Here is a 24,411-nt window from a genome sequence, read left to right on the forward strand (position 1 = left end):
CGAAGTTTTTGGACATTGAACTTTAGATGTTGAATGACAAACCCCTACGTCTTCCGCTTTTTCTTTTTGGCCGACGGAAACAATACGTTGTTCAGGATAAGTCGGTACCCCGGTGAATGCGTGTGCAGGTTAAGGTCTGTGGGCATACGCCAGCTACCGCCACCACCGCCGCGCACGTTTTCGGGGTCGTGACCGCCGTAGAATGTCCATTGGCCCCGGCCCATTTCGCCGTAGAGATAGCGGTCAGACGTGGTGCTTTCGCCCATGACCAGTGTACTGGCTTTGACCGTCGATTTGCGGAAAGCGGTTGTCTGGCCGGTAAATTCCTTTATAATAGCCTCGTGGTTCTGGGTCAGCATGGCCGGAATAACATCCCATTTAGCCGAGAAATTGAACAACTCGAAGTAACCGCTCGACGAGCCTCCGCCGTAGCCCTGCCCGGCGGCCGAGTTGATGTCAGAGAAGGTAGAGAAGCCGCGTCCGCCGCCATTATCGCCTTCAAGCCTAAAATTATGAAAGGCAAATGTCTTGCTGAAATCGAGTTTGGACTGTGCTGCGGGGTCTACATCATCGCCGTCGTAGGTATCGCTCACAATGTCGACGCCTTCGGCGGCCAGGGCAATATCGAGGGTTTCGGCGGCCGAGCACATGGCGAACAGATAGCCGCCGCCTGCGCAAAATGCCTTGATGCCCTTGGCCACGGCCAGCTTCATCTGCGACACTTTCGAGAAACCGTATTTCTTGGCGATATCTTCCTGCGCCTTAATGTCAGAAAGCGTCATCCGGTTCAGATTTCGGCCATATTGGCCTGTAAAGTCTTCGTGGTGCAGGTGGAGCCAGTCGTATTTGGGCAGGTCGCCTTTTAGCACCTCCTCATCATACACCAGTTCATAGGGAATTTCGGCGTAGGTCAGCACGAGCAGCACAGCATCATTATTTTCAAATTCGGCCGGCCCAACTTTGGCGGGTGAATACACAATAATTTTGGCCGCTTTATTCAGCGTTACCACGTCCATATTCAGGTCTGGATTCGCGATCTGCCGTTTGATCGATGCCGCGCCAGCGTCGGTCAGCGACTCGAAGGTAACGCCCCGAACGCGGCACTCATTCTCGAACTTGGCGGAGTATTTGATCAGGAAACTGCCGCCCCGGTAGTTGAGGAGCCAGTCTACATCCTGCTCATCTTTCAACACAGCGTAGGCAATGCCATACGCTTTCAGATGATCGGTCTGTCGGTCGTCCATCGGGATCAGGATGGATCCTGCCAGCACTTGTCCGGCGTAACTGGCGATAGCCGAGAATAGCAACAGAAACGGGATAATGCGTTTCATGGCAGAAGACGGTTAGAAAACGGTTGATGATGTAATGTACATCACAACCGTGCTGATTACCAGAGGGCGAAGCCGTAATTTTAGGAATACGTCGACTAATAGAGGCAACGGCCTTACGGCTGTTGCTCAGGTACGTTGCTGAAGTCTACGTTACATAGTAGACTTCAGCAAAAACTGTCGGGTAAGTTGTCGGGTCGTCTGTCTTTTTCAGAAAACGATACTAACTTATGACTCCGTCGCGCCGCACATTTATTCGAACCCTGACGACCGCTTCGGCCCTGGCGGCTACGGGAGGTGTTCAAACCATACTGGGGAACACCCCGCCGGCGTATATCCCAAACCTGATGCGCGTAAGCCCGAATGACAAGATTCGGATCGCGACCATCGGAATGGGCATTCAGGGCAACTACGATACGCAGGCCGCCCTGCGCAACCCCGATGTTGAACTGGTGGCCGTAGCCGATCTGTACGATGGTCGGCTGGAACACGCCAAAACGGCTTTCGGCAAAGATAACAATCTCTTTGCCACCCGCGATTTTCGCGAAGTGCTGGCCCGCCCCGATGTAGATGCCGTGCTCGTTGTAACGCCCGATCACTGGCATGATCACATTACCATTGCGGCCCTACAGGCGGGCAAGCATGTGTATTGCGAAAAGCCGATGGTGCAGCATATCAACGAAGGCAAACCCGTGATCGACGCCTGGAAAAAATCGGGCAAGACCATGCAGGTAGGCAGTCAGCGCATCAGTAGCGCGTCGTTTCAGGAGGCTAAGCGGATGGTGCAGGCGGGCGATATCGGGGCTATCAACTACATCGAATCCAACAATGACCGGTTCAATGCCATTGGTGCCTGGAACTACTCGGTACCGCCCGATGCATCGCTGACGACCCTGGACTGGGACCGTTTTCTGGGCGATGCTCCCAAACGTCCGTTCGACGCCAAGCGGTTTTTCCGGTGGCGCAACTATAAAGATTACGGCACCGGCGTTGCGGGCGACCTCTTCATTCACCTCATCACGGGCGTTCATTTCGTTACCAATTCGATGGGTCCAACGCGTATTTTTTCGTCGGGAAATCTGGCTTACTGGAAGGATGGCCGCGACGTACCTGACATTATGACGAGCGTGATGGACTACCCCAAAACGGCTGAACATGAGGCGTTCCAGATGGTGTTACGGGTTAATTTTGCCAATGCCGGCAAGATCAGCAATGTAACGCGCATCATTGGTAACGAGGGTCAGATCGAGTTTTCGGAAGATAACCTGATCCTGACAAAGCATAAGCTCCCCGTTGCACCCGGCTACAACGGCTACGACAGCTTTTTTACATTTACGGAGCCAGTTAAGGAAGAATTCAAGAAGCAGTACGACGCGCAGTATCCGCCCGAAACGCGCGTAGCCGAGCCTGTGAAAGAGGTTCGTTTCAACGCGCCCAAAGGCGAAGACGCCCACGGTGCCCACTTTGGTGATTTTTTCAAGAATGTGCGGGAAGGCAGCCAGGGAACAATTGAAGACCCGGTTTTCGGTTTCCGGGCAGCGGCCCCGGTGCTAGCCAGCAACCAGAGCTACTTCGAGCAGAAAGTGGTGCACTGGAACCCCGAAACCATGACCATGAAAACCGGGGAATCGCCCGCTGGGACGGTAGCGAAGAAAAAGAAGAAATAAATTACCCCACCCCTAGCCCCTTCTCTTTAGGGAGGGAAACCGCTTCAGCGTACTCTGGAGATGTTCCCCTCTTTAAAGGAGAGGGGTTAGGGGTGGGGTAGGTAGCCGTTGCTTTTTTAACAGGGATGTAGTGGCGGAAGAAGCTGTTTATCTTCATCTGAATTACGCCCAGAATGGCTTCCTTAAAAATCCTGGTCGACATTTTCGACTCGCCACGCGTACGATCGGTGAAGATGATGGGTACTTCTTTCAGTGTGAAACCGTATTTCCAGCAGGTGAATTTCATCTCGATCTGGAAGGCGTAGCCCACAAACCGGATCGGATTCTGGAGCAGGACGTTGAGCACATGGGCGCGGTAACAAACGAAACCGGCCGTGGGGTCCATGATGGGCATGCCGGTGATGAACCGCACGTAAATACCCGCCCCATACGACATCAGCACGCGCCCGATGGGCCAGTTGACCACATTTACGCCCTTGATATAACGCGACCCTACGGCTACATCTGCACCGCCCGTAGCGCAGGCGTTATAGAGCCGAACCAGATCGTCGGGGTTGTGCGAAAAATCGGCGTCCATCTCGAACAGGAACTCGTAACCACGAGCCAGCGCCCATTTGAATCCGTCGATATAGGCCGTGCCGAGGCCGAGCTTACCGCGCCGTTCGAGCAGGTGTAGTTGTTGGGGAAATTCGGCCTGTAGGTGCTTAACCACCGCCGCCGTTCCGTCGGGGGAGCCGTCGTCGACAATCAACAGATCAAAAGCCGTTGACAAGGAGAACACGCGCCGAATGATGGCTTCGATGTTCTCGATTTCATTGAACGTGGGGATGATGACTAGGCGATCGGTCACGGCGGAAAAGCGTTTATTCTTAAAACAGTAGCGCACCCAAAAATAATGCATGTTGGCCGTTAAATAATCTTAATCCAACGTGCCTGAGCATAGAACCGACTGCTTGGCCTTCGACCTTCAAATACAAGACTGAATAGATAGGTAGTGCGCTACTAATTAACTGTATTTTAATTTCTTACACATGTTTTTTATCTTGTACAGTTGGATACAACTGTAAGTTGTACTAATTGACTAGTTAATTGAGATGATTTTTGGAAGTACAATTTTTTTGGAAATCTATATTAGTGCATGTATTTTTATTCCTAGATTGCAAAAAAAATAAACTTATAACTCACGTATATGAACGTTTCGTTACAAAATAATAACTATATCCTAGTCCTGATGGGAGTATTGGTATGTGGGATATGTATAGGTGTCACCTGGTTTGTTTTCAAGCGAATCGTTTTAAGAAAAGAACGAACTAATCAGGAACTGCTTCAACAAATACGTGATCTAATCAGCGGTGGAAATGGGTTTAGTTACGTCACACTCCACCCTGGCGAGGGTGAAGATGCCTCTGTAATACTTAGAAATCGAAGTGGTTACCCGATATATGGCTTACATATTACAATTCGTTGGCAGCCATTCGACAAACTAATTGAATCGACAAAACATCAGCCCGAAGACAATTTCCAGCAAAATTCGGTCCAATTCCGCCCAAGGCCCGAGATACCAAACTATTTTCATGGGATGACGATTGGTAAAATCAAGCGACAAGTAAACGGAACCTATATCATTGACTTTGAGGCGCGAAATGGAAGCTGGACGCAGGAATATAGCATATGGAAGGAAATGGACCATCCCGAAAAGCATGTCTGGAAGGTGACCAAATACGTGAATGGGAAGAAGCTCGTTCTACGGGAAGAAACAATTGAAATCAAGCCTCAAGAGGCATATATGGATGGCATTGCTAAGTAAGAGATGCAGGGCCAATAGCTTCTGTTAACCTTGCCCCCAGCGCCCTTGCTTTTCCAATGCAGTCGGAGAGGGAAACGCCGCCGTACCAGTTGGCACAGATGAACAGGTTTTCGGCTTCCAGCGGCGGAACAAGCTGCTTTACGGCCCGGATCTGCCGGTCATACTGCGGAATAGCGTTGGGCCAGTCGAATAAGTGCTGCCAACTGGGCGTCGCCGCGCGGATGCCAAACGAATCGGCTAGTTCCCGATGAACGCTGGCGCGAATAACCGCTTCGGGCAGGCGGGCATTGGCGGCGTTTTGCTGCCCCCCCACAAAGGTGGTAAACAGGACCTCATCGGCTGGGCAGCGGTCGGGGAAAATTGAACTGCTCCAGATATGACCAGCCGCAAACCGACCTTCCACGGCTGGGTTCAAACCGCCAAACCCGTTGAGCGGATGCGCTACGTCGGCCCGTTTGTAGGCGGTATGAACGGCCACCATCGGAGGGTACTCGATCTGCCGCAGGGCCTGGGTAAACTCAGGTACGTGGTCGGCGAGGAGATGCGCGGCAACGGCGGTTGGTACGGCCATCACCAACCGGTCTACGAATTGCAACCCAGTGGCGGTATGCACCGTCCAGCCAGTCCGGGTACGTTCGATCCGCTCGACGGGGCAGGCAAACTGGGCGTGTGTTAGTTTGGCCGCCAGTGCCTTTGGCAGCATTTGCATGCCATCGCGGAAGCTGAACGACTGTCGCCGACCCGTTTTTCCCTGATTTTTAAGCAGACCCCGCAACACCGATCCGTAGGTACGTTCGTAGTCGAGCAGCAGCGGAAACGTCTCTGATACAAGCAGGCGTTCGGGGTCACCGGCGTAAATACCCGCTACAAAAGGCCCCAGCGCGTAGTCGACGATTTCGGGAGTGAAGCGGCGACGAAAAAACTGGCCCAGCGTTTCGCCGGGTGGCGACACGGTTTTATTGCTCAACTCCCGAAAAACGGCCCATTTGGTTTTCAGGCTAAAGAAACCGCCAAACAGCAGGGCAGGAGGCGTACCCGGCAGTTCACGGTAGCTGCCGTTTCGGTAAATAAACCGCGCTTTACTGACGGCGTTGGCAAAGACCAGGTCGTTGGTAAGGTCAAGCCCATCGAGCCAGTTCAGGAGTGCATCGTCGCCCAGGAGCGAGTTCGGGCCAAGCTCGCGCAGGTAGTTTTCTTCGCGCACCGAGCGAACATAGCCGCCGGGCTGAGGGCGGGCTTCCCAGAGTTGATAGGCCTGGCCCCGTTGCTGTAATTCGTAGGCCAGGGTCAGGCCCGATATGCCCGCGCCAATAATACCGGTTGTCATTGCGGTTTCAGAATCTTTTGTTTACCTGCCTTGGCGGCTTTCTCTTTCTCGATCGCTTTCAGTTTGTCGACAACCTCCTCGTAGATTTTTGCCAGTTTGTCGGGATGAGCCGAGTAGTACACAAAACTCTGTGAGTAGCTGGCCGTGTCGACGTCGAATTTTTTCAGCGTCTGGGTGTGGAGTCGTTTAAATAACAGGGCCGAGGTATCGGCCGAGCCGATGGCCAACCTGGCAATGCGGGATTCAGACAGGTGCGTTTCGGTGAGAATATCGACCATTTTATCTTCATCGACCAGATTATCGGGTTCGGCACCCAATTCGGCAGAGCCGCCGCTAGTACATTGCATAAGAAGCAGGCCGAGGCAAAGCCAGATGGCAAGTTGACGTATCATTGTGGTGGCCACGTTCCTGTTCAGAATAGGCGTTGCGTTGACTTGATTTTAAGGAGCCTGATGAATTCAGGACGTATTTTTACAAATTAACCCTTAATTGCGGGCAGGGTATCAAAAATCGTTAAAACCAATTCGGCATGGATGATTTTCTGGTGAAGGTTCAGGAGTTCGAGATTCGGATCAGGAAGGCCGTTACCTCCCAGTTGCGGGGCAATTTCCGGTCTGTTTTCAAGGGGTCGGGGCTGGAATTCGCGGATCTGCGCCAATACCAGTACGGCGACGATGTGCGGGCTATCGACTGGAACGTTTCCTCGAAAGGACATGGTGCCTTTGTGAAAGTGTTTCGCGAAGAAAAAGATCAGACCGTGTTTTTTGTCGTCGACGTAAGTGCCTCACAGCAGGTGGGCACACACCAGCGGTCGAAACTGGATACGACCAAAGAGGTGTGCGGAACGCTGGCGATGTCGGCCCTGCGTGAGGCCAGTCATGTGGGCCTGTATTGTTTTTCAGACCAGAAAGAACAGTACCTGAAGCCCGCCAATACGCAGAAACAGGGTTATCAATTGATTACATCGCTGGGGCGGCTGCAACCCGAATCGGTGCGTACCAACATTGCCGACGCGTTATTATTTACGCTTAACGTGTTGAAAAGAAGAAGTTTAATATTTCTCCTGTCTGATTTTATCGATCAGGGATACGAGCATAACCTGAAGGCGCTGGCCCGGAAACACGACCTGGTGGTGATCCATTTCTACGATCCCCGCGAGGTGAATCTGCCTAAACTGGGTGTCATTCCGGTATACGATATGGAAGAACGACGAACGGTCTGGATCAATACCTCATCGTCGCGTTTTCGGCAACGGCTACACGATCAGTTTGCCCAAAGCCGGGTGCGCCTCGAACGGTTCTGCCGACAGTATGATGCCGACTACGTTGCGCTCGATTCGCAATCTGATTTTGTTCCAACCCTGGCCGAACTCTTCCGGGTACGTAAATACAGGTGACATGTATCAGTTAGCAATTATTAGTTAACAATAGGGTTTGTTTAAATGAAAATAGGTGATGGGCAAACGGTTGCGTTTCCTGTGTTGAAGGCAGAACGTGGCTTACGTATCTGGGTGCTTACGTTTTGGGCTATTATCCACTGTTCATTAGTCGTTGCTCCTTGTTCGGTGGCCCAGCCGGTTGGGCGTTTCCTTGATGATACCATCGAGGTGGGGCGGCCGTTTCGGTACGCGCTGACGATGCGGCATCGGGCGTCGCAGGATGTTTTTTATCCCGATACGGCCCGGCATTTTGCGCCCTTCCTGGTGCAGAGCGTAGCCGTCTTTCCCACTAAAACCGTTAATCAGGTAAGTACAGATAGTGCCATCTACACGCTGGTTTCGTTTGAGGTAAGCCGGGCCAGGGTCTTGCAGGTGCCTGTTTATATGGCAAACGGAGCCGATTGCACGGCTCTGCTGTCATCGCCCGACACGGTTTTTCTGCGGTCGGCTGTGCTGGCCAGTACCCGCCCCGATACGCTGCAACTGGTAACCAACGCCGTGCTGACGCCACTGCCTCAGGAGTTCAACTATGCCTATCTGGCCGTGGCCGTAGTGGCTCTGGGCGTGCTGGCAGGAGCGATCTACATTCTCTTCGGCTCACTCCTGCGGCAGCGGTGGCAATGGTATCTGCTGGCCCGGTCGCACACCCGCTTTCTCACTGGTTACACCCAACTGACCCGAAATCTGGGGCCCGAATCAACGGGCGATACCACGAACCAGGCAATCGTTAACTGGAAAAAATATTTAGAGCGCCTGGAAAAAAAGCCCTATACCTCGCTCACCAGTAGCGAAATTGCCGAACGAATTGGTGACGACCGGCTGGCCGATGCCTTACGCGAAACGGATCGGATGATTTACGGCGGCTCGTTTACCGATCAGTCGCCGCTGGCACTACGCGTATTGCTCGATGTGGCCGTTGCTGCTTATCAGCGCCGCCGACAAGCCATAAGTTAATGAAACATGCTAGCCCGAAACGCTGGCCTAACCAACCGTTCATGTCTCTTTCGCTCGAACAGATCATTATTTATCCCATTAAATCGCTTGGCGGCGTCATGGTGCCAGAAGCGGTTATTGAGCCTGGCGGGCTGCGGTACGACCGGCGGTACATGCTCGTAGAACCGTCGGCTGATGGGCAATCAGGGCGGTTCATCACGCAGCGTACCGTGCACCCAATGGCACTGATCGACACGGCAATCAACGTACCTGACAATGAATTGACCGTCTGGCATCGGCAAACCCCAGCCGACGTGTTGGCGATACCACTGGTGCCGCGGCCAACCCAGGATGCATCGATGAGCGTCTCGATCTGGGATAGCGAGGACGTAGCTGCGCAACTTGTCAGTGATGAAGCCGATGCCTGGTTCAGTCGCCTGCTGGGCAAGCCCTGCCGCCTGGTTTACATGCCCGATACAACCCGCCGAACCATCACGTCGAGTCACTCCCGCCGCGATGACGTGGCCGATCCGGTAGTCAGTTTCGCCGATGGTTTTCCGGTTCTTCTGATCACCCAATCGTCGCTCGACGAGCTTAACCGGCGGCTTGCCGAGTCGATCGATGCGCCGCTGACGATGGCACGTTTCCGGCCCAATTTGATTGTCGAAGGCCTTTGCTGGCCGCATGACGAAGATACCTGGGCAACGGTTGCGCTGGGCGCGGTGACCGTATATGGCGTAAAACCCTGCGTTCGCTGTGTACTCACGACGATTGACCCCGCCACTGGAGAACGGGGCAAAGAACCCCTGCGCACGCTGGCTACCTACCGGAGCCGTGACAGCAAAATTCTGTTTGGCGAGAATTTCATGCCTGATAAAAGCAGCAACGGTCAGGTGTTGCGCGTGGGAGAGGCCGTCCGTATACTGGAACGGAAAGAACCGTGGCTTCCTGTTGGCGTCTGAAATCGTTTACCGTTTACCGTTTTCTGTTTACCGTTGTGCTGCTAAGGCAAGTAATGCTGAATTGGCAGCGCAACGGTAAACAGAAAACGGTAATCACACAAACTATGCTTCGTCCTTTTATTTACCTGAGTCTTCCTGTTGTGTTGGGAGCTGTTTTTTCGAATCGGCTGGCCGCCCGGCTATCCGACGTTGATCCGGTGCACTGGGCCACAACGCCGCTACTGGCTATTGTGGTCTGGATGATCTACACGGCTGATCGCCTGCTGGATATTCGTCATGCGGGTAGTCCGCTTACATCACGTCACCGGTTTCATGCCGACAATGCCGATTTGTTATGGGGCGCAGTAGGCGGGCTGGGGGCTATCGGCGCTATTCTCGTCTTTTTTCTGCCAGCACCAGTTATTCGTTTTGGTGCCCTGCTTGGCATTTCCTGCATCGCCTACGTGCTGGCTGTTTATCAACTCCGTGATCGTCACCCGGCTTTGGTGGCGAAAGAACCGCTGGTTGCTGTGTTGTTTACGGCCGGTATCTGGGGCACCGTCTGGGTTCAGCGCGCAAGCATTGGCTGGCCGTATAAAGTGCAGGCGCTACTGTTTTTAGGCATCGCATTTCAAAATCTGCTGCTATTTTCGGTCTTTGAACAACGGGATGCTACCAGTCCGTCAGATACCGTTTCGCTGGCAACTGCGTGGGGGCTAAGCCGTTGCGATACCATATTGCGCTGGCTAACCTTTGTGATTGTGGCTGGCGCGTTTGCTCTCTGCTTCACGGCTGATGATTCGGGAGGGGGCGCCCGTTTTTCGCAACGTGCCAGTATCATGCTGGGAATTATGAGCCTGGTTCTCTACGCCATGCAGCGCTACCCGGCTTACTTTTTGAAAAATAACCGGTATCGGTTCATTGGCGATGCCGTTTTCTGGCTCCCGGCACTCGTACTGTAAAGGGAGCCTAGCCGGTCGCTTGTAAGCAAAAAAAGGCAGCCTGTCCAATACGGGCTGCCTTTTTTTATGAACCGCAGGTTGTTAGGGCAACGCGGTAAGATTCACGGCTTCAACACGGCTAATCTCGGGAACGGCTTTCAGAATGGCTTCTTCCAAACCGCCCTTGAACGTCATTGCCGACATGGGACAACTGCCGCATGAGCCCATCAACTCAAGACGGACAACGCCATCCTCGGTAATGTCGAGTACTTTAACATTGCCTCCGTCAGCGGCCAGGTAAGGCCGCATGCTGTCAAGTGCCTTGTCGACACGGGCAATCAGGGGGTTTACGTTGTCTACGACCATTTGCATAAAATCAATGTCTTTACTCGTAAATATACGTCAAAGCCAACTATATCGGATAGGCTTCCTTAAATCAGAACGGTATTACGTACCTGATACAAGCCTGTTTCACCAACTTCGGCCTGCTCATGCTGTATACAACTGACAACAGTGCCGGAGAACCCAGGGTTCGTAGAATGTGGCCAAACAACTCACCGCCACTGGGCAAACTTAATCGATCGCCCACATCGCAACCCACCAAAGTGCTTTTGCCATCAACAGGGATAGCAGGGCCACCACTATCCACGTGATAGCCTTGACGGGGTCGATTGGGGGACCAGGTCTGGGTCGCGGCACGGCTACTTACTTTATTAATAGCAACAAAGTAAGTGCTTACTGCGCAAAATCAAGTGCCTACACGCGGGTAAACTCAACCCGCTTCGTTTCATCCTGCGTGGCGTTGCGAATAGCTACTCGGCGGGCCAGCGCTTCGGCGGCACCCCGGAAGGCATCGGCCGATGGGCCATCATCGGAAACAAGGGCTGGTTTGCCCTCATCGCCCGCCTCCCGAATGCTTTGCACAAGTGGCACTTGCCCCAGCACAGGTACGTCAAATTTTTCAGACAACAGCGCGGCACCACCCGAGCCGAAAATATAGTACCGGTTGTTGGGCAATTCGGCGGGCGTGAAATAGGCCATGTTCTCCACAATACCCAGCACAGGTACGTTGATCTGCGGTTGGCGGAACATCGCCAGCCCTTTGATCGCGTCGGCAATGGCCACTTTCTGTGGCGTCGTAACGATGATGGCACCGGTAACGGGAACCGTCTGCACCAGCGACAGGTGAATATCGCCTGTGCCTGGTGGAAGGTCGATCAGCAGATAATCGAGTTCGCCCCATTCAGTATCCGAAAAGAACTGCTGCAAGGCCCGACTAGCCACCGGACCACGCCACAACATGGCCTGATCGGGCGGTACCAGAAAACCGATCGACATGAGTTTGATGCCGAATTGCTGAATAGGCTGGAGGCGATTCTGCCCGTTGATCTGAACGATCTGCGGTTGCAGGTCTTCCGCCCCGAACATAACCGGAATGGACGGCCCGTAAATATCCGCGTCGATAATACCTACTTTGGCGCCCGATTTATGGAGGGCAATGGCTAGATTGGCCGTTACTGTCGATTTGCCAACGCCCCCTTTACCCGACGCCACGGCGATGATGTTTTTCACGCCCGGCAGCAGCGGCGCATCATCACGGGTCGACGTTACATTGGCGGTCATGTCGACCTGTACGGCTACTTCCGGGCCGATATGCGTGTGAATGGCGTCTTCGCAACGTTGCCTGATGAGTTCTTTCAGCGGGCAGGCGGGCGTGGTGAGCACCACCGTGAAACGAACTGAATCAACCCCCAGTTTAATGTCTTTAACCATGCCCAGCGACACAATATCGCGTTTCAGGTCAGGTTCTTCTACATGGCCCAAAGCGGCCAGTACAGTTGGTTCGGTGAGTTTGTAACTTGACATTTTTAAAAGGAGTTTGCCGTGTTCTGTTTACAGTTGCTCAGCCTAGCTGAACTTGTCTATCAGGCAGCGCAACAGAAGACTGCAAACAGTAAACAGTAAACTGTTTCTATAAACGATTCAAAATCGCTGCGCGTTCGGCGGAGGTATCTATTGCCGCCGGTAATGCGTCGATTTGTTGGAGTAGTTTTCGCAAAAAGTGTCGGTGGGCATCCGTTGTTCCATGTAAAGGACGGTGCGACAGGCCCCGCCGAATGTGTTCCCACTGCTTTATGAAGGCACAAAGGTCGGGCGTAAATGCGCTTTCGGCAAACTTAGCGAATACATAATCGTGTGCCTGCGCGTTGGGGTGGATCAGATCAGCTTCGTAGAACCGATAGTCGCGCAGATCGTCGAGTACAAGTTCATAAGCCGGGAAATAGTGAACTGTTGGGAACATACCCAGTAGCTCAGTACATATAATGCGCAGAAGGGCCTTACTGGCCGAATTCAGGGTTAGCCCGTCGCGGATATGCCGCACCGGGCTAACGGTCAGTATAAGGCTAAGTTGCGGGTTGTGTTCAGTCAGCAGGCGAATCAATTGGGTCAACTCGTTCCGAATCGGATCGATCGGGTGGAGTTGCCTGTCGAATAACGTACCTGGCATTTTGTGGCAATTGGCAACAACCTGTCCGCTTTCGCGATGCTCATAAACGACTGCTGAACCGAGCGTGAGCAACAGCCAATTCGCCTGCCGGAGCGCCTCGCCAACTGCCCGCAAACGTACCTGGATCAACTCCGCCAATGCTTCTTTCGACGTACTCCAGAACGACGAGTGAAAATCGTAGTGAAACCAGAGTCCGTCGCGCTGGACATACAAATTTTCGTCAGGTACGTTGCCCGTGAGTGCCAGCGTCAACAACTTGCTGATCGACAACGGGTTGAACAACGTACCCAGCGGGTTGTTGAGCACCGTCAGCTTATGATCGATCAGCCGCCCGCCCATGACATCAGCAAAACACGACCCGATAGTAACGATCCGGTCAGTCATCGTCAGTTGAACGGGTAAGCGTTCGGGCGTTAGTTCAGTACGGAATTGCATAAGCAGGCAACAAAAAAACGGACCTTTTGAGTCCGTTTTTTCAATAAGCTGGTTGTAGTTGTGAGTCGGGTAACCCGTTAGGGTACTACGCCTGAAGCGCCGTTTCGCCAACAACTTCTACGTTCACCTGATGCTTCACCTCTTTGTGGAGGTCAAGCGTGGCTTTGTATTCGCCCAGGGTCTTCACGTCTTCGATCGTAATTTTCTTCCGGTCGATGTCGAAGCCTTTTTCGCGAAGGGCATCAGCGATCTGGGTGTTGGTTACCCGACCGAAGATTTTACCGCTTTCGCCTGCTTTCGCCACCAGCGTCAGGGTCATATCGCCAATTTGCTCGGCCAGGGCCAGGGCATCATTTTTGATTTTCTCAACTTTGTGGGCAGCCTGACGAACGTTCTCGGCCACTACTTTTTTGTTCGAGGGCGTTGCCATAACGGCAAAACCCTGCGGAATCAGGTAATTACGACCATAGCCCGGCTTCACCGAAACGATGTCGTTCTTATACCCAACGCCGGTTATATCGGTTTTGAGAATGATTTCCATGTCTTTGGAGTTTACAGTCTTCTGTCTTCTGTCTTCTGTTGCTTCGCTAATCAGCCCGGTCCGATGAATCGGCGCAACAGAAGACAGAAGACAGAAGACTTTTAAACTGAAAACTTTATTTGAGTGAATCGGCTACGAAAGGAAGCAGGGCAAGGTGACGGGCACGTTTTACGGCCTGACCCACTTTGCGCTGGTATTTCAGGCTGGTACCTGTAATACGCCGGGGCAGAATGCGGCCCTGATCGTTCAGCAACTTCAGCAGGAAATTGGGATCTTTGTAATCGATATATTTAATACCGGCTTTCTTGAAGCGGCAGTATTTCTTGCGGACTTCGCCGCTGTTCATTGCTTCGTTCTGTAAGCTCATGGTTTTTCGTGCCGGTTACCGGGCGTCTGCTGTTTCTTGTTTCTTCTTACCCACCAGGCCGTTTTTCTTACGGTCGTTGTACTCAACGGCGTGTTTGTCCAACACAGTCGTCAGGTCACGGATCACGCGCTCATCACGGAGATACTCGATGTTGAGTTTCTCGATCAACGTAGGATCACATTTAAACTCGAACACCTGATAGTAACCCGTGTTCTTGTTTTTGATGGGGTAAGCCAATTTACGCAGACCCATGCTGTACTCATGCACAAGTTCAGCTCCGTTGCTGGTCAGCAACGTCCGATACTTGTCAACGGCGTCCTTTATCTGAGATTCAGATAAAACGGGAGTCAGGATGAACACCGTTTCGTAGTTCTTTTGGAACATGATGAAAATAATTTGATTTGAATAAGGCCGCAAAGGTAAGAAAAAAGGTTCAAAGTTCAATGTCTAAAGTCGCTTCGCAGATCAGCAGAGCGACTTTAGACCTTGGACATTGAACCGCAGCGGCGGGCCGTTTTGAACCTTCTGTTATTTCACCGTAAACTCGCCCTGACCAATTCGGAAGCCTTCGGAATAGATCTCGATAGTGTGGCGGCCTTCGTTGAAGCGTTGCCCGCCCCGGCCATAGGTAAAGGAAACCTGCTGGCCCGTGTTGCTGTAATCAATACGCTGCATGGCCGTGTAAATCATTTCTTTGTTGGCATAAGTGAACTCGCCCGAACCAGTAGCCATATCAGAAATAACGGCGCCCGATGGATCGAGAATGCGCAGGTAAATGTCTTTGGCGTTTTGCTGCGTAAGCGGGTTGGGGCTCAGTTTGAACGTAACCTTGATCTTATCGAGCCGCTTGGCTTTATAACTACCGCCATCCTGTTCTTTGCCTTTTGTGTTCAAGGCCGTAACGGCTATATCGTCGGCGTGGAGCGCGGCCGCAACGGTCACTTTATCGCTAAGCTCTCGATTTTGAGCTTTTACCTCTCGTGCCTTGGCCGCATAGCTGACTACCGTATCTGACAACTCCTGCTTCTCGGATCGCAGGTTTACGTTTTCAGACGAGAGGGCCGTGTTTTGCTCGGTCAGTAGGCCGTTCTCCTCCCGAAGCCGGGCAATTTCTTCGTCTTTCTCAGCCAGCAGGCTTTCGTACCGGCTAATTTTCTGGTTAAAAGCTTTCGCATCGAAATTATTGACGTCCCGAACGCGTATTCTGTCTTTCTCGATCTGTTCTTTTACTTTCAGCAACGAATCGACGCTACCGCCAAGCTGTTGAATTTCAGCAATTTTGGCGTCGAGCTGAGCCGAAATCGAATCGAGTTTCATTTTTGTTACCAGTACCTCTTCTGTTTTGGCGGCAATGGTAGCGTCTTTTGTCTTGTTGTTTTCTTTTTCCTGGTACCAAAAATAAAGCAGCAGTACGTTCAGGGCAGCCAAAGCCAGCAGGGCAATGATCAGGAAGCTACGGCTGCTATTGTCGTTACGTTTTTCGGGGCGTTGTTCCATAAGAAGGATACAGGGGTGATGCGGTTAGAGTGGAAACGGCAGGTGGTTGGCAAATTGTATAGATTCTGACCGGATTCACTGGTTTGCGGCGGAAAAACTACAGCATTCTCCACGAAACTCAAACCTATCTTTGCACAATCTTCCCCAACGGTAGTGAATAAGCGGTCTATTTATTATGTCAATTGAATCATCTATTCGCCATATTGAACATCAGCTAGCCGGTCGGGCGGACCTGGTAGCCGTCACGAAAACGAAACCCGTCGCGCTGTTGCAACAGGCCTATGAGGCCGGCTGTCGGCGGTTTGGGGAGAACCGGGTGCAGGAAATGGCTGAAAAACAGCCGCAACTTCCTGCCGACGTACGCTGGCATCAGATTGGTCATTTGCAAACGAATAAAGTCAAATACATTGCCCCATTTGTTAGCCTCATCGAATCGGTCGATAGCTTGAAATTACTGGAAGAAATTGACCGGCAGGCCCGGAAACATGACCGCATTATCGATTGCCTGTTGCAGGTTTATATTGCCGACGAAGAAACGAAATTTGGTTTGCTTCCAGAGGAAGTGATCGACCTGCTGCAATCGCCCGAACTGGACAAGCTCTCCAATATTCGGGTCATTGGCCTGATGGGCATTGCCACCAATACCGACGACGATGCCCAGATTCGGCAGGAATTCAAAAGCCTGAAGCAACTTTTCGACGCCCTTCGCCCCGTCGAACGCCCCAACGTAGCTATCACGGAACTTTCGATGGGCATGAGCAGTGATTACCTGATTGCCGTCGAGGAAGGCAGCACAATGGTTAGAGTTGGCAGTGCAATTTTCGGCAGCAGACAAGTTTAGAGAGTAAGCGAGCAAAAGGTTGCTTACGCCCGAGATAAACGCGGCGTAAGCAACCTTTTGCTCGTTCAATCAATATCTCTTTCATTCTTTAATGCTCCACTCACGTACCTGAACAGGCGCTTGCTGGAGGGCGTTGTACAGCTCCTTGTCATCGGCAAACATGAGCTGATGGAGCGTATTGAACTCGATCCGGGCTGTAAACTCAGGTACGTTGTAGGGCCACGGATCGACGCCCAGTGAGCCGTCTTTCCGCTCGAAAACATAGTAGGCTATTCCGTCGGGGCCGGTGCTGATCTCCAGGCGCCGACCTTCGGGCGGGACCTGATTCATACACAGGATCAGGGAAAAGGCATCGCACCACTGCACAAAATCATAGGCGTACTGAGCCACCGCTTTGCTTACACTGTATTGCCGCCGCCACGACTGCTGGTTCTGCTTCTGCTGATCCAGGAACTCGTCCAGTTCGGGCGATTGGCCGCGTTTCTCTTCGTACAGGAAACTAGCGTGCATAGACACCATAAGGGCGTTCCAGCGGCTTTTCTGGAGGGCTACCTCAATCATTGTTTTGGACTGATAGTTCGAAAACTCCAGTACCTGAAAATGAAGAGGTGCTCCCGCTTCGGTGAGGTGATTGCGCCCTTCGTAGGGCGACTGCCCATCGTCGTGTTCAGTGAGGGCAATCAGGGTCTCGGGCCAGTGCTGCGGACGCTTATCGGGATGCCAGTGCATCGCCAGTTGAAACGCCAGTAGGCCATGTGCCGGTTGATGGGCCACTTCCCAACCCGCATCGACAAGGCGAACGATCATAAAAAAAGAGCCAATGTTCATGTTCAACCCTCAAAGGCTTTGCTTATCAACTGTAAGGTTAAGCAGCAGAGCCTTTGGACGTTAAACCTTGGACTTTGAACGTTTAGACTAGTTGGTCACCTTCACGTTCTCGCCTTCCCTGTACATGTCGCCGGTGACGGCAGCGCGGGCCATCTCGAACAGGCGCACAAGGCGGCTATCGTTTGAATCCCAGTACTCGGCCATTTCAGTATGCACTTTCAGGAGAGTTAATTCAGGATCATTCTTGCCATTGGGAAACCAGGGCTTGGCCATATCCGACCAGAGTTCGTCAATTTTGGCCCGGTCTTCGAGTTCCTGAGCTGTACCGGATATCGATACAAAATCAGAATCGCCTGCGTCGGAAAAGCTGAGGTTGACTTTATTATCGTGCTGTTCAACCTGCTCTACTTTGGGCGACGACTTTTTGGTGAAGAACCAGAGAGTTCCGTCGGCGTCCATCTGCATACAGGCCATCGGCCGACTAACCAGATTTCCCTGCTCATCGACGGTCGTCATCATCGCAATGCGAATGTCTTCGACCATCTCTTTTATTTTTTCTAAACCGGAGTTTTTCTGTTGTTGAGTTTCCATAATGTTGAGTAAAAGGGTGTTTAACGAGTAAAGTCCAACGTCTAAGGTCACTTTGCAGAACGCCTTTTACTGGCTTTGCAAAGTGGCCTTAAACATTGGACTTTAAACGGTATATCAACTAATTGTAGAGTGCGTCGCGTAAGTCGATTCCGTAGAACAACGACGCAGGTGTTGATACTGGGGCTGCTTCCTGTTCCTTGTGCGGCACCATTTTCAGGATGTTGGAGCAACTAACGATCGTTTGCTGGCACATGGCATATACTTGCTTGGCGCGTTCGCCACTGAGTTTTTTTGCTTCGTCGGCGCACTTCTCGCACACTTCGATGCAGGTTTGAGCCAGTAAACGAGTGTTCTCCGAACCCCGTACGTACAACATGGCTACCTGGCGGCAGAGGTCGGCACAGTCGAGGTTCAAGAAGATGAACCGGTACCAATTTTCAATATCAGATGCCCGTGATGATTCAGTAGCAGTCTCGTCGCACAAAGCGGCACAGCCGGTTAGTGTATCGTAAATGGTTTTGTTCCAGATCATGGAGACTAGTCGTTTAATGGGTCGTAGTAATCAGGCTTGAGGATAGGTATATACCGACGCGCTTTGCGTATCGGGGAAGGCAGCGCGAGCTTGCCGACGGGCTTCTGTGATACTGGCCTGAATCGCCTCCTGACGGTCTACATCACCGCGTGCCATCATCAGGTTAGCCAACTCAATGGCTTTTGCCCGGGTACTTGGACTAAGAGACCGCATCGCAGCGGGAAAATGAGTAGGGGTCCAGTTCATAAAAGTCATCATATACCTGCTGTTTAGCGGATATAACTAAATAATTGTGCCAGATTTTGCGGATCCATTATAACGCGCAACAGCATTAGATCAACCTATTGATTTTCAGATATTTATTGCTAGTTGCGGGGGTACTTAAAAGGCAATAGAATAGGATTTGTCCTGTAGAAAGTGTGGACTTTATTACCCACCGATTTCCACAAAAAATCCCCGACTGTGGAAGTCAGGGATTCACTTATGGGATGGGTATTCATTCGTACTGCGTATAGGACGAACACACCCGAGTAAAGTAACGGATTAATTCGCGCTGAAGATCAGTTTGCATCGAGTGCGTCTACCCGGTCATCTACACCATCTTTCACGGTTTCAATCGCTTGTTTTGTCTTAGTCCATGTGGTAGCCGTTACCTGATCTATTTCCTTTAATAGACCGGTCATTGTAGCACGTTCTTTTTTCAACGTCGACAAACCAGCAGTAAGTTTTGTCTTCGCGGCTCCTGTCGCCGCTTTCAGATCACGCTCGTATTTGGCCGTCTTTTCGTCGATGTCTTCAATTTCGGCATTGAGTTCCTTGCGCATATCGTCGCGGTCGGCATCCCAGGTTTTTTTGAAGTCTTTCCGGGCCGAATCCAGGTCGGCCTGTTTGTCCATCACTTCTTCCTTAGTTTCGCCTTCCACCTGTGCGTTTACTACTTCCTGCTTAGCCTCGGCTACGTCCTCCGCTTTGTTCTCCGTCTTCGATTCGCAGCTCATCTGGAACGTACCCAGCGTAATGGCCAGCAAAGCAGCCGCATATGTCATCTTTTTCATCACGTTGTGTGTTTTAGTTGATTAGCCAGTTAAACGTGATTTACCCGCTGAGGTTTAACGAACCTATCTGTGAGTCCCAAAAGAGGTGTAAAGTCAACACCACAGTGAACATAGAGTAAACGAATTTACCCTATTGGTACTCCCCTGCTCTACGGTTGCATCCCTTTTTTACTTCAAAATTTCGTATCTTTGTCCCCTGATTCTTAGAAAAGTACTAAATGAACAGAGAGCAGGAAATTGCCCGTCGGCGGACTTTCGCCATCATTAGCCACCCCGATGCCGGCAAAACCACACTGACCGAAAAACTGCTGCTTTTTGGCGGAGCCATCCAAACCGCCGGAGCCGTAAAATCCAATAAAATAAAGAAGTCGGCTACCTCCGATTTCATGGAGATCGAAAAGCAACGGGGTATCTCCGTGGCTACCTCGGTGATGACCTTCGATTACGACGGAAAGAAAATAAATATCCTCGATACGCCTGGCCACAAGGACTTTGCCGAAGATACATACCGTACGCTCACAGCCGTAGACAGCGTCATTCTGGTTATCGACTGCGTGAAGGGCGTGGAAGAACAGACCGAACGGCTCATGGAAGTGTGCCGGATGCGCGACACGCCGGTGATCATTTTTGTGAATAAAATGGACCGTGAAGGACGCAACCCATTTGATCTGCTCGATGAGCTGGAAGAGAAATTAAACATCCGGGTACGTCCCCTGACGTGGCCCGTCAACATGGGTTCTGATTTCAAGGGCGTGTATAGTCTCTACGAGAAAAAGTTATATTTCTTCCGCGTCAATAAAACCAGGGTTGAAGACGACGTACTGCCTATCGATATCAATGATCCATTGCTCGATGAGAAGGTAAGTACTCGCGACGCCAATCAATTGCGTGAAGACGTCGAGCTAATCGAAGGTGTATATGACCCGTTTGATGTGGAAGCGTACCGGGCTGGTAAAATAGCACCGGTGTTCTTCGGGTCGGCCGTAAACAACTTCGGTGTAAAGGAACTGCTCGACGGATTCTGTCAAGTTTCACCCGAACCCATTGCGCGGCCAACGGATAAGCGTGTTGTGGAGCCGGAAGAGCCTAAGTTCAGCGGTTTCGTTTTCAAGATCCACGCCAACCTCGACCCGCGCCACCGCGACCGTATTGCGTTCCTGCGGGTGTGCTCCGGGCTATTTGAGCGGGGTAAATTTTACCATCATACCCGTCTTGATAAGGACGTTCGGTTCTCCAGCCCCTTCAGCTTCATGGCCGACGCCAAGGCCGTGGTAGACGAAGGGTTTCCGGGCGATGTAATTGGCCTCTACGATACAGGTACGTTCAAGATCGGTGATACACTAACTGAGGGCGAAGACTTTCAGTATCAGGGCATTCCGAGCTTCTCGCCCGAGTTGTTCAAGGAACTGGTGAACCTGGACCCCATGAAAACCAAGCAACTCGACAAAGGCATTCAGCAACTCACCGACGAGGGTGTGGCGCAGTTGTTTACGCTGGCGTTGGGTAATCGCAAGATCGTGGGTACGGTGGGCGAACTTCAGTTTGAAGTGATCCAGTATCGTCTCGAACACGAATATGGGGCCAAGTGCCGCTGGGTGCCTTTGAACACAAGCCGTGCCTGCTGGATTACGGCCGACGATAAGGTGAAACTGAACGAGTTTATCCGGCTAAAAGGTAATCAGGTGGCTTACGATAAAGACCAGAACCCCGTTTTCCTGGCCGAATCGGACTGGATGCTGCGAATGAATCAGGATAACAATCCAGAGATTACGTTTCATAAAACCTCGGAGTTCAAGACTGAAATGGCTTAGCGCACATCGGACTGTTCAGGCCGTTCAAGCGGAGTTTCAGCCCTAATTGAAGGCTGGTTGTTTATACACTACTAGTTAACTAACCAGTCACTTACATGAAAAAGCTAATTCTGTTTGCCGCGTTACTCCTTGCAGGTACATCGGTTTCATTTGCCCAGGACAGTGTAAAAGTTGCGAAGCAAAGCGCGAAGACGGCCAAGAAAGAAGCCCGTCACATGAAGCACGAAGCTGGCAAAGTAGACGACAAAGTGGGTAAAAACATGGCGAAAGAAGCCAAGAAAGAAGCCAAGCATATGAAAAAAGAGGCGAAAATGACAGATAATTAAGTCGCTCGTTCTCTTTCTATTAAGCAAAACGGGTTGCCATATGGTAACCCGTTTTTGTTGCTCAACATGCGTGGCAATGCCAGCCTGGAGACTCGTCGTGTGTTGCGATGTGTCTGGCAACGGATCTATTTATAAATCAAGGATCATATAAACTTAGTCTGGTTGAGGAAGCGTTACAACTGTAACGTACTACTCAACATATGAATCTAAGTCGGAATTGCTTGATCGGCTTCACCCTGCTTGTAGTTGGCCTGACTAATTGCAAGCAAGACCGGGGAGTTGTCCCTGCCAGCCAATCGAACGTACCTACCCGCGATAATAACCTCACTTTGGGCAACCCGTCTGGTGCAGGTACGTCGGACGCCGGTAATTTCCTGATCGACAAGGGTATGTATGTCCTGAGCTACAATGCTAGTAAAGGAACGCCAAATTGGGTTAGCTGGCATTTGTCGACCGCCTGGAAAGGCTCCGCTTCGCGCTATACCGGCAACTTTATACCCGAAACTGCGCTGCCCACAGGAGCCTATCAGGTGAAGCACGCTGACTATACCAACTCTGGATTTGACCGGGGGCATATGTGTCCGTCGGATGATCGTGATTCAACGGCCACCGAAAACAGGACCACTTTTACGCTGTCGAACATCGTTCCTCAGGCTCCGCATCATAATCAGCAGGCCTGGCGCTTACTGGAAGACTACACCCGGTCGCTGCTGGCCGATGGCCAGGAATGCTACATCATCGCCGGCTGCAACGGACAGGGCGGAACCGGTAATAACGGGCTGGTGGAAACACTAGCCGGGGGAAAACTGGTCGTACCGGCAGCCCTTTGGAAGGTGATCGTTATACTACCAGTAGGCAGCAATGATCTGCAACGGATCGATAACCAAACCAGGGTGATCGCCGTCTGGATGCCCAATACCAACGCAGTAGGTGATGAGCGATGGGCCGACTACCGCGTGAGTGTCGATCAGATTGAACAGCGGACGGGCTACGATCTCTTATCGAACGTACCCACGGCCGTTCAGCGAGTGGTTGAGGCCGGGGCTGACCGGGTGGTTGTTCAATCCGTCTCTCTGGCGTTATAGCTTGATAACCAGCGTTGATACGGAGCGGGCCGACAGCGTTAAGTTGGTGGTCGACGCTGTGCGTTTGCCAAGGCTGACCGTTTCGGTGGTTTCATACAAATCAACCTGATTTGCCCGACTCTTCACGCTAGCCAACTGAATTGAACGGGCCTCTCCGGGATTAATAACAACGATAACAAGCTGTTTTTTATCCGCGCTTCGATACGCGGAAACCAGCGGGTCACTGCCCGAAGGTTGAGCTGCGTTGGTTTGTAAGCCTATGCGAACCATACCAGGCCGAACGAAACGGGCAAAATTCCCCAGTGCCCACATCGTTTTGGAACTGAGAATATCGCCGTCGCGCTGGTTTTGCGCATTCTCGCCCATTTTCCCGTTGTTTTCCACGTAGATCAGCCCGTCTTTGTAATTGCTCGCGCTGAGGGCCAGCCACCATTGCCACGATGTTGCGTTGGCTACCGTCAAATCGGCGTGAATAACCCGGGCGACATACAAGGCCGTTGTCATGCCCAAATCCCGGTCATTGCCGTTGATCTCGCCTTCGTTGTCGCTCAGCACGCAGTATTCCGATTGCCAGAAATCGACGCCCGTTTGCTTAAGCTTTGTGGCCAGTTGTTGCCGGGTAGCCTGTAGTTTCTCTGCCGGTGAGGTGGTGAAATAACTATGTCCACAAACCAGTTTTTCCACATTGGGTACGTTGTCGATTCGGGTGGGGCTGGTAGGGTCAAAAAAGGCAGTGATCACATCGTCCTGCCCCGTTTTGCTTCGGTTAGTGCCGGGTTGAGACAGGTAATTCAACTGACCCGCCTCAGCGAGAGTGAGGCGGGTCGTGAGTTTCTGGCGGCTTAATTCACGCCCCAGTTCGCGGGTCAGCTCGGCTATATCGGCGTTGGTGGCCGGTGTGCCTTCCTGAGTGGCCATCCGCTGCCCTTTTTTGATTCCCCAGTCCCATTGCGGTTCGTTGAACGGGCTCAGGTAGTGCATCGGCATGCCTTTTTTGGCAAAATACTGGGCAACATCGGCCAGAAATCGAGCATAATCACCCAGTCGTTGCCGGTTGAAATTGTAGTCGCCCAACGTACCTGAAGCGTAGGCTTTCCCATTGGCGGTAAACTGTACCGGCGGCGAGTTGGTGAAACCCAGCAAATAAGGCACCTTCCGCCGATGAGCGGCTTCGACAAACCACTGCTGCCCGGCCTGCTTCGTCCAGTCGTAGGAACCATCGGGTCGCTGGAAACATTCTGACCGGCGCCACGGACTGCGTATGCCGCTCGAATCGCCTTGTTCGCTACTGCCCGCCCCAATGTTGAACCGCCACAGCGACAGGCCTATACCTTTCGGATTACCTGCCTTGTCGGTGTCCAGGCTGAACAGCCAGTCGGCAATCTGCTCGCGTTTAGCCAACGGGTAGCTCTGGCCAATAAACTGGGCCGACCAGCAATCAGATGCGCCAAAGCTATGGATCGTCTGAAACGTCTGGTCTGGCTGGACGGTGACAACAAGCGGCTGAGCCCAAGCAACCCTACCCAGCAGGCAAAGAAGTTGTACGGCGAACAGACACCGAAAAAAGCTGTGATTCATAACGGGTTAGGTACGTTGGTCAATCAAAATAGC

General features: G+C 52.0%; 27 protein-coding genes. 10 read left to right on the top strand and 17 right to left on the bottom strand.

Annotation, left to right across the window (positions count from 1 at the left end; translation table 11 throughout):
* Window positions 1–44: 44 nt before the first annotated feature.
* Window positions 45–1,331, bottom strand: coding sequence for an asparagine synthetase B (locus tag ACFE8Q_RS13935; protein ID WP_375446019.1), 1,287 nt, complete (start codon window positions 1,329–1,331; stop codon window positions 45–47).
* A 227-nt stretch (window positions 1,332–1,558) separates the two neighbouring features.
* Between ACFE8Q_RS13935 and ACFE8Q_RS13940 the strand changes: the two genes are divergently transcribed.
* Window positions 1,559–2,995: a Gfo/Idh/MocA family protein gene (locus ACFE8Q_RS13940; protein ID WP_375446020.1), complete on the top strand. Its 1,437-nt coding sequence runs from the start codon at window positions 1,559–1,561 to the stop codon at window positions 2,993–2,995.
* A gap of 1 nt (window position 2,996) precedes the next feature.
* Here ACFE8Q_RS13940 and ACFE8Q_RS13945 read toward each other — a convergent pair whose 3' ends face one another.
* Window positions 2,997–3,845 carry a polyprenol monophosphomannose synthase gene (locus tag ACFE8Q_RS13945; RefSeq protein WP_375446021.1) on the bottom strand — a complete coding sequence of 283 codons (849 nt, stop codon included), beginning with the start codon at window positions 3,843–3,845 and terminating at the stop codon, window positions 2,997–2,999.
* A gap of 339 nt (window positions 3,846–4,184) precedes the next feature.
* On the opposite strand from ACFE8Q_RS13945, the gene ACFE8Q_RS13950 reads away from it, so the two are divergent.
* Window positions 4,185–4,802 carry a hypothetical protein gene (locus ACFE8Q_RS13950; RefSeq protein ID WP_375446022.1) on the top strand — a complete coding sequence of 206 codons (618 nt, stop codon included), beginning with the start codon at window positions 4,185–4,187 and terminating at the stop codon, window positions 4,800–4,802.
* Here ACFE8Q_RS13950 and hemG read toward each other — a convergent pair.
* Together hemG and ACFE8Q_RS13960 are read right to left on the bottom strand one after the other, a co-directional pair.
* The gene (gene hemG / locus ACFE8Q_RS13955) at window positions 4,795–6,129 is read right to left on the bottom strand and encodes a protoporphyrinogen oxidase (protein ID WP_375446023.1); all 1,335 of its coding nucleotides are present in this window, start codon (window positions 6,127–6,129) and stop codon (window positions 4,795–4,797) included. The two genes, ACFE8Q_RS13950 and hemG, sit on opposite strands and share 8 nt — an antisense overlap.
* The gene (locus tag ACFE8Q_RS13960; protein WP_375446024.1) at window positions 6,126–6,521 is read right to left on the bottom strand and encodes a DUF4296 domain-containing protein; all 396 of its coding nucleotides are present in this window, start codon (window positions 6,519–6,521) and stop codon (window positions 6,126–6,128) included. Before ACFE8Q_RS13960 ends, hemG begins: the two co-directional genes overlap by 4 nt.
* Window positions 6,522–6,658: 137 nt before the next feature.
* Here ACFE8Q_RS13960 and ACFE8Q_RS13965 point away from each other — a divergent pair, with 137 nt between their 5' ends.
* From ACFE8Q_RS13965 to ACFE8Q_RS13980, 4 genes are all read left to right on the top strand, one after another.
* Entirely contained in the window at window positions 6,659–7,525 is an 867-nt protein-coding gene (locus tag ACFE8Q_RS13965) for a DUF58 domain-containing protein (protein WP_375446025.1), read from the top strand.
* Window positions 7,526–7,570: 45 nt separating this feature from the next.
* The gene (locus ACFE8Q_RS13970; RefSeq protein WP_375446026.1) at window positions 7,571–8,521 is read left to right on the top strand and encodes a hypothetical protein; all 951 of its coding nucleotides are present in this window, start codon (window positions 7,571–7,573) and stop codon (window positions 8,519–8,521) included.
* A 41-nt stretch (window positions 8,522–8,562) separates the two neighbouring features.
* On the top strand, window positions 8,563–9,462 hold the full coding sequence (locus tag ACFE8Q_RS13975; RefSeq protein ID WP_375446027.1) for an MOSC domain-containing protein: 900 nt from the start codon (window positions 8,563–8,565) through the stop codon (window positions 9,460–9,462).
* Window positions 9,463–9,566: 104 nt separating this feature from the next.
* Window positions 9,567–10,403 (top strand): hypothetical protein, encoded by an 837-nt coding sequence (locus ACFE8Q_RS13980; RefSeq protein WP_375446028.1) that lies wholly within the window; start codon window positions 9,567–9,569, stop codon window positions 10,401–10,403.
* A gap of 81 nt (window positions 10,404–10,484) precedes the next feature.
* On the opposite strand, the gene ACFE8Q_RS13985 is transcribed toward ACFE8Q_RS13980, so the two are convergent.
* The 7 genes from ACFE8Q_RS13985 to ACFE8Q_RS14015 form a co-directional block, all read right to left on the bottom strand.
* The gene (locus ACFE8Q_RS13985) at window positions 10,485–10,754 is read right to left on the bottom strand and encodes a NifU family protein (RefSeq protein WP_375446029.1); all 270 of its coding nucleotides are present in this window, start codon (window positions 10,752–10,754) and stop codon (window positions 10,485–10,487) included.
* Window positions 10,755–11,138: 384 nt separating this feature from the next.
* The gene (locus ACFE8Q_RS13990; RefSeq protein ID WP_375446030.1) at window positions 11,139–12,248 is read right to left on the bottom strand and encodes an Mrp/NBP35 family ATP-binding protein; all 1,110 of its coding nucleotides are present in this window, start codon (window positions 12,246–12,248) and stop codon (window positions 11,139–11,141) included.
* Window positions 12,249–12,354: 106 nt separating this feature from the next.
* Window positions 12,355–13,326 carry a GSCFA domain-containing protein gene (locus ACFE8Q_RS13995; RefSeq protein ID WP_375446031.1) on the bottom strand — a complete coding sequence of 324 codons (972 nt, stop codon included), beginning with the start codon at window positions 13,324–13,326 and terminating at the stop codon, window positions 12,355–12,357.
* Between the two features lie 85 nt (window positions 13,327–13,411).
* Window positions 13,412–13,867 carry a 50S ribosomal protein L9 gene (gene rplI / locus ACFE8Q_RS14000; RefSeq protein ID WP_375446032.1) on the bottom strand — a complete coding sequence of 152 codons (456 nt, stop codon included), beginning with the start codon at window positions 13,865–13,867 and terminating at the stop codon, window positions 13,412–13,414.
* A 115-nt stretch (window positions 13,868–13,982) separates the two neighbouring features.
* A complete protein-coding gene (rpsR, locus tag ACFE8Q_RS14005; protein WP_085412948.1) occupies window positions 13,983–14,234 on the bottom strand; it encodes a 30S ribosomal protein S18 in 252 nt (83 codons plus the stop codon).
* Between the two features lie 15 nt (window positions 14,235–14,249).
* The gene (rpsF, locus tag ACFE8Q_RS14010) at window positions 14,250–14,618 is read right to left on the bottom strand and encodes a 30S ribosomal protein S6 (protein WP_375446033.1); all 369 of its coding nucleotides are present in this window, start codon (window positions 14,616–14,618) and stop codon (window positions 14,250–14,252) included.
* A 144-nt stretch (window positions 14,619–14,762) separates the two neighbouring features.
* Window positions 14,763–15,731, bottom strand: coding sequence for a hypothetical protein (locus tag ACFE8Q_RS14015; protein ID WP_375446034.1), 969 nt, complete (start codon window positions 15,729–15,731; stop codon window positions 14,763–14,765).
* 175 nt (window positions 15,732–15,906) lie between these two features.
* Between ACFE8Q_RS14015 and ACFE8Q_RS14020 the strand changes: the two genes are divergently transcribed.
* On the top strand, window positions 15,907–16,572 hold the full coding sequence (locus tag ACFE8Q_RS14020; protein ID WP_375446035.1) for a YggS family pyridoxal phosphate-dependent enzyme: 666 nt from the start codon (window positions 15,907–15,909) through the stop codon (window positions 16,570–16,572).
* Window positions 16,573–16,653: 81 nt separating this feature from the next.
* Here ACFE8Q_RS14020 and ACFE8Q_RS14025 read toward each other — a convergent pair whose 3' ends face one another.
* The 5 genes from ACFE8Q_RS14025 to ACFE8Q_RS14045 form a co-directional block, all read right to left on the bottom strand.
* A complete protein-coding gene (locus ACFE8Q_RS14025; RefSeq protein WP_375446036.1) occupies window positions 16,654–17,379 on the bottom strand; it encodes a DUF3891 family protein in 726 nt (241 codons plus the stop codon).
* Window positions 17,380–17,487: 108 nt separating this feature from the next.
* Entirely contained in the window at window positions 17,488–17,991 is a 504-nt protein-coding gene (locus tag ACFE8Q_RS14030) for a pyridoxamine 5'-phosphate oxidase family protein (RefSeq protein ID WP_375446037.1), read from the bottom strand.
* A 118-nt stretch (window positions 17,992–18,109) separates the two neighbouring features.
* Window positions 18,110–18,523 carry a four-helix bundle copper-binding protein gene (locus ACFE8Q_RS14035; protein WP_375446038.1) on the bottom strand — a complete coding sequence of 138 codons (414 nt, stop codon included), beginning with the start codon at window positions 18,521–18,523 and terminating at the stop codon, window positions 18,110–18,112.
* Between the two features lie 30 nt (window positions 18,524–18,553).
* On the bottom strand, window positions 18,554–18,781 hold the full coding sequence (locus tag ACFE8Q_RS14040; protein ID WP_375446039.1) for a hypothetical protein: 228 nt from the start codon (window positions 18,779–18,781) through the stop codon (window positions 18,554–18,556).
* Between the two features lie 302 nt (window positions 18,782–19,083).
* Entirely contained in the window at window positions 19,084–19,578 is a 495-nt protein-coding gene (locus tag ACFE8Q_RS14045) for a hypothetical protein (protein ID WP_375446040.1), read from the bottom strand.
* 218 nt (window positions 19,579–19,796) lie between these two features.
* Between ACFE8Q_RS14045 and ACFE8Q_RS14050 the strand changes: the two genes are divergently transcribed.
* From ACFE8Q_RS14050 to ACFE8Q_RS14060, 3 genes are all read left to right on the top strand, one after another.
* Window positions 19,797–21,389 carry a peptide chain release factor 3 gene (locus ACFE8Q_RS14050; RefSeq protein ID WP_375446041.1) on the top strand — a complete coding sequence of 531 codons (1,593 nt, stop codon included), beginning with the start codon at window positions 19,797–19,799 and terminating at the stop codon, window positions 21,387–21,389.
* A 95-nt stretch (window positions 21,390–21,484) separates the two neighbouring features.
* Window positions 21,485–21,715 carry a hypothetical protein gene (locus tag ACFE8Q_RS14055; RefSeq protein WP_375446042.1) on the top strand — a complete coding sequence of 77 codons (231 nt, stop codon included), beginning with the start codon at window positions 21,485–21,487 and terminating at the stop codon, window positions 21,713–21,715.
* A gap of 200 nt (window positions 21,716–21,915) precedes the next feature.
* Window positions 21,916–22,800: a DNA/RNA non-specific endonuclease gene (locus ACFE8Q_RS14060; RefSeq protein ID WP_375446043.1), complete on the top strand. Its 885-nt coding sequence runs from the start codon at window positions 21,916–21,918 to the stop codon at window positions 22,798–22,800.
* On the opposite strand, the gene ACFE8Q_RS14065 is transcribed toward ACFE8Q_RS14060, so the two are convergent.
* On the bottom strand, window positions 22,795–24,378 hold the full coding sequence (locus ACFE8Q_RS14065; RefSeq protein ID WP_375446044.1) for a glycoside hydrolase: 1,584 nt from the start codon (window positions 24,376–24,378) through the stop codon (window positions 22,795–22,797). The two genes, ACFE8Q_RS14060 and ACFE8Q_RS14065, sit on opposite strands and share 6 nt — an antisense overlap.
* Window positions 24,379–24,411 lie beyond the last annotated feature (33 nt).

Source organism: uncultured Fibrella sp., from assembly GCF_964250085.1.
Lineage (GTDB): Bacteria > Bacteroidota > Bacteroidia > Cytophagales > Spirosomataceae > Fibrella.

Coding starts and splice junctions, on each gene's coding strand:
- ACFE8Q_RS13935 (WP_375446019.1), bottom strand. CDS start 1,331: ATGAAACGCATTATCCCGTTTCTGTTGCTATTCTCGGCTATCGCCAGT.
- ACFE8Q_RS13940 (WP_375446020.1), top strand. CDS start 1,559: ATGACTCCGTCGCGCCGCACATTTATTCGAACCCTGACGACCGCTTCG.
- ACFE8Q_RS13950 (WP_375446022.1), top strand. CDS start 4,185: ATGAACGTTTCGTTACAAAATAATAACTATATCCTAGTCCTGATGGGA.
- hemG (WP_375446023.1), bottom strand. CDS start 6,129: ATGACAACCGGTATTATTGGCGCGGGCATATCGGGCCTGACCCTGGCC.
- ACFE8Q_RS13960 (WP_375446024.1), bottom strand. CDS start 6,521: ATGATACGTCAACTTGCCATCTGGCTTTGCCTCGGCCTGCTTCTTATG.
- ACFE8Q_RS13965 (WP_375446025.1), top strand. CDS start 6,659: ATGGATGATTTTCTGGTGAAGGTTCAGGAGTTCGAGATTCGGATCAGG.
- ACFE8Q_RS13970 (WP_375446026.1), top strand. CDS start 7,571: ATGAAAATAGGTGATGGGCAAACGGTTGCGTTTCCTGTGTTGAAGGCA.
- ACFE8Q_RS13975 (WP_375446027.1), top strand. CDS start 8,563: ATGTCTCTTTCGCTCGAACAGATCATTATTTATCCCATTAAATCGCTT.
- ACFE8Q_RS13980 (WP_375446028.1), top strand. CDS start 9,567: ATGCTTCGTCCTTTTATTTACCTGAGTCTTCCTGTTGTGTTGGGAGCT.
- ACFE8Q_RS13985 (WP_375446029.1), bottom strand. CDS start 10,754: ATGCAAATGGTCGTAGACAACGTAAACCCCCTGATTGCCCGTGTCGAC.
- ACFE8Q_RS13990 (WP_375446030.1), bottom strand. CDS start 12,248: ATGTCAAGTTACAAACTCACCGAACCAACTGTACTGGCCGCTTTGGGC.
- ACFE8Q_RS13995 (WP_375446031.1), bottom strand. CDS start 13,326: ATGCAATTCCGTACTGAACTAACGCCCGAACGCTTACCCGTTCAACTG.
- rplI (WP_375446032.1), bottom strand. CDS start 13,867: ATGGAAATCATTCTCAAAACCGATATAACCGGCGTTGGGTATAAGAAC.
- rpsR (WP_085412948.1), bottom strand. CDS start 14,234: ATGAGCTTACAGAACGAAGCAATGAACAGCGGCGAAGTCCGCAAGAAA.
- rpsF (WP_375446033.1), bottom strand. CDS start 14,618: ATGTTCCAAAAGAACTACGAAACGGTGTTCATCCTGACTCCCGTTTTA.
- ACFE8Q_RS14015 (WP_375446034.1), bottom strand. CDS start 15,731: ATGGAACAACGCCCCGAAAAACGTAACGACAATAGCAGCCGTAGCTTC.
- ACFE8Q_RS14020 (WP_375446035.1), top strand. CDS start 15,907: ATGTCAATTGAATCATCTATTCGCCATATTGAACATCAGCTAGCCGGT.
- ACFE8Q_RS14025 (WP_375446036.1), bottom strand. CDS start 17,379: ATGATCGTTCGCCTTGTCGATGCGGGTTGGGAAGTGGCCCATCAACCG.
- ACFE8Q_RS14030 (WP_375446037.1), bottom strand. CDS start 17,991: ATGGAAACTCAACAACAGAAAAACTCCGGTTTAGAAAAAATAAAAGAG.
- ACFE8Q_RS14035 (WP_375446038.1), bottom strand. CDS start 18,523: ATGATCTGGAACAAAACCATTTACGATACACTAACCGGCTGTGCCGCT.
- ACFE8Q_RS14040 (WP_375446039.1), bottom strand. CDS start 18,781: ATGATGACTTTTATGAACTGGACCCCTACTCATTTTCCCGCTGCGATG.
- ACFE8Q_RS14045 (WP_375446040.1), bottom strand. CDS start 19,578: ATGAAAAAGATGACATATGCGGCTGCTTTGCTGGCCATTACGCTGGGT.
- ACFE8Q_RS14050 (WP_375446041.1), top strand. CDS start 19,797: ATGAACAGAGAGCAGGAAATTGCCCGTCGGCGGACTTTCGCCATCATT.
- ACFE8Q_RS14055 (WP_375446042.1), top strand. CDS start 21,485: ATGAAAAAGCTAATTCTGTTTGCCGCGTTACTCCTTGCAGGTACATCG.
- ACFE8Q_RS14060 (WP_375446043.1), top strand. CDS start 21,916: ATGAATCTAAGTCGGAATTGCTTGATCGGCTTCACCCTGCTTGTAGTT.
- ACFE8Q_RS14065 (WP_375446044.1), bottom strand. CDS start 24,378: ATGAATCACAGCTTTTTTCGGTGTCTGTTCGCCGTACAACTTCTTTGC.